This is a genomic window from Bradyrhizobium sp. (genome assembly GCF_019244115.1).
In the GTDB taxonomy this organism is placed as follows: domain Bacteria; phylum Pseudomonadota; class Alphaproteobacteria; order Rhizobiales; family Xanthobacteraceae; genus Bradyrhizobium.
In genome coordinates this window covers 1-5,125 of sequence record NZ_JAFATE010000536.1, presented here as the reverse complement: position 1 = coordinate 5,125, position 5,125 = coordinate 1, and the positions used below count along the sequence as shown (strand labels likewise).

Annotated in this window: 5 protein-coding genes; 3 read left to right on the top strand and 2 right to left on the bottom strand. The window is 64.5% G+C overall.

Translation table 11 applies throughout. From position 1 onward, the window contains the following. The first annotated feature begins 53 nt into the window (after positions 1 to 53). Positions 54 to 1,691: a DUF882 domain-containing protein gene (locus JOZ76_RS23720; protein WP_291702461.1), complete on the top strand. Its 1,638-nt coding sequence runs from the start codon at positions 54 to 56 to the stop codon at positions 1,689 to 1,691. Positions 1,692 to 1,834: 143 nt separating this feature from the next. Here JOZ76_RS23720 and JOZ76_RS23715 read toward each other — a convergent pair whose 3' ends face one another. Together JOZ76_RS23715 and JOZ76_RS23710 are read right to left on the bottom strand one after the other, a co-directional pair. After that, positions 1,835 to 2,110 carry a DUF2312 domain-containing protein gene (locus JOZ76_RS23715; protein ID WP_291702459.1) on the bottom strand — a complete coding sequence of 92 codons (276 nt, stop codon included), beginning with the start codon at positions 2,108 to 2,110 and terminating at the stop codon, positions 1,835 to 1,837. 299 nt (positions 2,111 to 2,409) lie between these two features. Beyond that, on the bottom strand, positions 2,410 to 2,712 hold the full coding sequence (locus JOZ76_RS23710; RefSeq protein WP_291702457.1) for a DUF1244 domain-containing protein: 303 nt from the start codon (positions 2,710 to 2,712) through the stop codon (positions 2,410 to 2,412). 215 nt (positions 2,713 to 2,927) lie between these two features. On the opposite strand from JOZ76_RS23710, the gene JOZ76_RS23705 reads away from it, so the two are divergent. Both JOZ76_RS23705 and pyk read left to right on the top strand, forming a co-directional pair. Further along, a complete protein-coding gene (locus JOZ76_RS23705) occupies positions 2,928 to 3,521 on the top strand; it encodes a DUF1036 domain-containing protein (RefSeq protein WP_441300082.1) in 594 nt (197 codons plus the stop codon). Next, positions 3,518 to 4,954, top strand: coding sequence for a pyruvate kinase (gene pyk / locus JOZ76_RS23700; RefSeq protein WP_291702452.1), 1,437 nt, complete (start codon positions 3,518 to 3,520; stop codon positions 4,952 to 4,954). Before JOZ76_RS23705 ends, pyk begins: the two co-directional genes overlap by 4 nt. The last annotated feature ends 171 nt before the right edge of the window (positions 4,955 to 5,125 follow it).

Here is a 5,125-nt window from a genome sequence, read left to right as displayed (position 1 = left end):
ACGGGGTTGGCGAAAGAGTCCATGTGATCGCTCGTCGACGGGGTGGGCTCATCTTGCTGGCTGGTTTCGCGCGCCGATCGATTGCGCTGTCGCTATGGAGAGCCGGCCGCCTCGGCGTGGCTCGACTTGGCGTCGCTGGTGCGCTGCTCCTGCTCGGCGCGGGATCCGTCCACGACGCAACTGCGGAAAACGAGACCCGCACGCTCTCCTTCCACCACACCCATTCCGACGAAGACTTGACCGTCACCTTCAAGCGCAATGGCCGCTACGACGAAGATGCGCTGAAGAAGCTCAATCACTATCTGCGCGACTGGCGGACCCAGGACGAGACGGTGATGGACCGCCATTTGTTCGACATCCTCTGGGAAGTCTATCGCGACGTCGACGGCAAGCAGCCGATCCAGATCGTCTCCTCTTATCGCTCGCCGGCTACGAATGCCATGCTGCGCCACCGCTCGGCGCATTCCGGCGTGGCGCGCTACAGCCAGCACATGCTCGGCCACGCGATGGACTTTTACATTCCGAACGTGCCGCTGGAGCAGATCCGTTTTGCCGGCCTGCGCTTGCAGCGCGGCGGCGTCGGCTTCTATCCGACCTCCGGATCGCCCTTCGTCCATCTCGACACCGGCAGCATCCGTCACTGGCCGCGGATGACCCACGACCAGCTTGCAAGGGTGTTTCCGGACGGCCGCACCGTCCATGTCCCCTCGGACGGCGTACCGTTGAAAGGCTATGAACTCGCTCGCGCCGAAATCGAAAAGCGCGGCGATGGCGACAATGCAGGCTCCCTGCCAACCCCCGGCAACTTCTTCGCCGCCCTGTTCCGGGGCAAGCAGAGCGAGGAGGATGACGAGGTCGCCAATGCCGCGGATGGCAACGACAAGCCGGCCTCAGCACCGGTCAAGATGGCGGATGCCAAGGCGGGCCCGGTACCGACGCCGCGCGCAAAACCGCAGATCGCCACCACCCTGCAGCTCGCCTCGGCCGACGTGCAGGCTGTCCAGCCGGCCAAGCCGAAGCCCGCCGCTCCGGTTGCCGACAAGCCTGACACCGACTCCGAAGCCACACCGCGAACGCCCGCCGATATCATCAACGCCCGCGGCTTCTGGGGTGAGCTCGCGGCGGCGCCGAAGCAGGCAACGCCCGGGCAGATCGCTGCGCTCAATGCCCGTCGGGCACTCGCCAGCGTGGATCCGCCGCAATCCCCGCCGAACGCATCGTCGGCCTACCAGGCCTTTGCCTACGCGCCGCTCTCGTCCCCGCCGGTCGATCGCGCCAACGTCGTCGCAGCCTCTGCCCCGATGCCCCGCAACGTCCGCCTCGCGCAGGCCGAGCGCAATTCTGCGCCCGCGACCGACATCAACACGGTGGCCGCCAAGGGATCGCAGGATCAGCGGCCGCAAGACCGGAATGGACCTGTTGCGACCTCGACGCGGCTCGCCGCGGGAAGCGGCAACGAGACCTGGATGCGCATCATGCTGCTCGCCCCGAGCGCCGCAACCATGTCGGTCACCATCTTCGGCGACACCGATCTCAGCGGCATGCGTCAGTTCTTCATCAAGCCGCAGACGGCGATCGCGATGGGCTTCTCGGCCGATCCGATGATGGGCCTGACCTGCGACCAGTTTTCCGGATCGGCCGTCGCGAAGCTCGAGACGACGTCGCTGAAGACCGCCGTGATCCAGCGCTGAGTGCTGTCGCGACTTTGCGCCCCCGACACTATCATCTCGTCATGCCCGGCCTTGTGCCGGGCATCCACGTCTTAATTGGTTGCCAAGTTCAAAGACGTGGATGGCCGGGACAAGCCCGGCCATGACGACAGAGAAAGTCTCGCTCAGATCATCCCCAGCGCCTGCATGTAGGTCTCCAGGATGGTCTCCTGTTCCTGGCGCTCATTGGCGTCCTGTTTGCGCATGCGCACGATCATGCGCAGCACCTTGACGTCATAGCCGTTGCCTTTGCTCTCCGCATAGACGTCGCGGATATCGTCCGAGATCGCCTTTTTCTCCTCTTCCAGCCGCTCGATGCGCTCGATGATGGATTTGAGCTGGTCTTTTGCGAATTTCGTCGCCGGCGCTTCGTCTTCCTTGAGGGCGGCAGAGGTGGCCATCTCTTACTCCTGAATAGAACTGGCGTTCATACTTCTGTGCGCGATCGCCGCGAGAGGCGAATCGACGCGCTCCAGAACCGTGTTTGAGCCTGACCTCATCGGAAAGCTATCCGCCATTCCCCGGGCCATGCTCGACGCCCCGCGGTCACGCGAGCCGCGCAGCAATTGCCGGGGACCCTCAAGTTTGGCGCGGCGACCGTCAAGGCGACATCGCGCTCATCCACAGTGCGCCCACACCTTGTTGTGACGAAAATATTCCGATAGGGGAATTCTTAAGGACGAGCCGGTGAGAAAACACCTCAATGCCCCGGATGGGTCTTCTTGATCGTCTCGAGCTGCACCGGGCTCGCCTCGCGCTGATGTTTCGATTTCCACTCCTCATAGGGCATGCCGTAGATCGCCTCGCGGCTCTCTTCCTTGGTCAGAGTAACCCCCTTGGCATCGGCCGCATCCTTGAGCCAGTTGGAGAGGCAGTTGCGGCAAAACCCCGCCAGATTCATCAGATCGATGTTCTGGACATCGGTTCGTTCGCGCAAATGCTTAACCAGGCGACGGAACGCAGCCGCCTCGAGTTCAGTCTTTGTCCTGTCGTCGACGGCCATGATTGTCGTCCTTTCGTTGTCGATGATTGCCCATGATGTGGAATTGAGCTTTCGCATTTGCCATGTCGCAGCGCGAGAGGAGAGTTGCCTGCGGAATTAGGGGTGGAATTCGGAGCGCTTCTGTTGCATGAAAATGGTGCCTTAAATCGTGCCCTGATCGTTGACTGTGACAACAGGGCGACGCGAATCCCCGGGAACCTGACATCATCTGAGCAATGATGGCTGAAAAATCCTTCCGCCGCACGCCGATCTCTGTTTGCCCGAGGCTGGGAGCGCTCCTTGCTTTTGGTGTTCTTGCCATGTGCGCGAGCCCCGCCGCGGCCGATTTCCGTCTCTGCAACAACACTGCGAGCCGGGTCGGCATTGCGCTGGGCTACAAGGACGCGGAGGGATGGACCACGGAGGGATGGTGGAACGTCTCCTCGCGCAGCTGCGAGACCCTGCTCAAGGGAACCCTGGTCGCCCGCTACTATTACATCTACGCGCTCGATTATGATCGCGGCGGCGAATGGTCGGGGCAGGCCTATATGTGTTCGCGCGACAAGGAATTTACCATCAAGGGCACCGAGAACTGCCTGGCGCGCGGCTTTGACCGCACCGGCTTTTTCGAGGTCGATACCGGCGATCAGCGCGCCTGGACCGTCCAGCTGACGGAATCCAACGAGCAGCCGGCACAGCAACGCGTTCCCGGCATACCGGGAACGGTCGGACCCGGCGGCAATGTGCCGGGCCTGCCAAACTCGCCGGGTGCGGCGCCTCCGGGCGCGTCTGGCCTGCCGCCAGCCGCAACGCCCGGAAACAAGCCATGAGACGTCTACGCCGAATCAAGATCCTCGCGACCCTGGGACCGGCCTCTTCGGAAAGCGCGATGATCCGCCGCCTGTTCGAGGCGGGCGCCGATATTTTCCGCATCAACATGAGCCACACGCCGCATGACAAGATGCGCGAGCTGGTGGCGACGATTCGCAATGTCGAATCCGCCTATGGCCGGCCGATCGGCATTCTGGTCGACCTGCAGGGGCCAAAACTGCGGCTCGGCTCGTTCGCCGATGGCGCTATCCAGCTGCAGAACGGCCAGAGTTTTGTGCTGGATTCCGACAAGACGCCGGGCGATGCCAAGCGCGTCCAGCTTCCGCATCCGGAGATTCTCGCGGCGCTCAGGCCGGGCCATGCGCTGCTGCTCGATGACGGCAAGGTGCGGCTGATCGCCGAAGAAACCTCGCCGGAGCGCGCGGTCACCCGCGTCGTGATCGGCGGACGCATGTCGGACCGCAAGGGCGTCAGCCTGCCGGATACCGACCTGCCGGTGTCGGCGATGACGCCGAAGGACCGCGCTGATCTCGAAGCCGCCGTCACCACCGGCGTCGACTGGATCGCGCTGTCCTTCGTGCAGCGTGCGGAGGATGTCATCGAGGCCAAGAAGATGATCCGCGGCCGCGCCGCGGTCATGGCCAAGATCGAAAAACCGCAGGCGATCGACCGCCTGCCCGACATCATCGAGGCCTCCGATGCGCTGATGGTGGCGCGCGGCGATCTCGGCGTCGAACTGCCGCTGGAGCGCGTGCCGGGCCTGCAGAAGCAGATGACGCGGCTTGCGCGGCGCGCCGGCAAGCCGGTGGTGATCGCAACCCAGATGCTGGAATCGATGATCCAGGCGCCGGTGCCGACGCGCGCCGAGGTTTCCGACGTCGCGACCGCCGTGTTCGAAGGGGCCGACGCCATCATGCTGTCGGCGGAGTCCGCAGCCGGCAAATTTCCGGTCGAGGCGGTCTCCACCATGAACCGCATCGGCGAGGAGGTGGAGCGCGATCCGACCTATCGCGGGGTGCTCTCCGCGCAGCGGCCGGAGCCGGAATCAACCGCCGGCGATGCCATCGCCGACGCCGCGCGCCAGATCGCCGAGACGCTCGATCTGCCGGCGATCATCTGCTGGACCTCGTCGGGCTCGACCGCGATCCGCGTGGCGCGCGAGCGGCCCAAGCCGCCGGTCGTCGCGATCACGCCGAACATCGCGACGGGGCGCAAGCTGTCGGTCGTGTGGGGCGTGCATTGCGTGGTCGCCGAGGACGCGCGCGACCAGGACGACATGGTCGACCGTGCCGGCTCGATCGCCTTCCGCGACGGTTTTGTGCGCGCGGGCCAGCGCGTGCTCATCGTTGCCGGCGTGCCGCTCGGCATTCCCGGCACCACCAACATGGTGCGGATCGCGTCCGTTGGTCCCTCGGGCGACGCGAATATCTGAAGCTGCGGCTCGCATCCTCGTCGTTGCGAGGAGCGAAGCGACGAAGCAATCCAAACTGTCGCCGCAGAGAGAGTCTGGATTGCTTCGCTGCGCTCGCAATGACGTGCGCGCTACGCCCCGACCAGCGTCTTCGCAGGTACTGTGGCCTGCACGACCAGCCCGCGGGCCCGC

Excerpts from the sequence above, each read along its gene's own strand:
- JOZ76_RS23715 (WP_291702459.1), bottom strand. The coding sequence starts at position 2,110 with ATGGCCACCTCTGCCGCCCTCAAGGAAGACGAAGCGCCGGCGACGAAA.
- JOZ76_RS23710 (WP_291702457.1), bottom strand. The coding sequence starts at position 2,712 with ATGGCCGTCGACGACAGGACAAAGACTGAACTCGAGGCGGCTGCGTTC.
- JOZ76_RS23705 (WP_441300082.1), top strand. The coding sequence starts at position 2,928 with ATGATGGCTGAAAAATCCTTCCGCCGCACGCCGATCTCTGTTTGCCCG.
- pyk (WP_291702452.1), top strand. The coding sequence starts at position 3,518 with ATGAGACGTCTACGCCGAATCAAGATCCTCGCGACCCTGGGACCGGCC.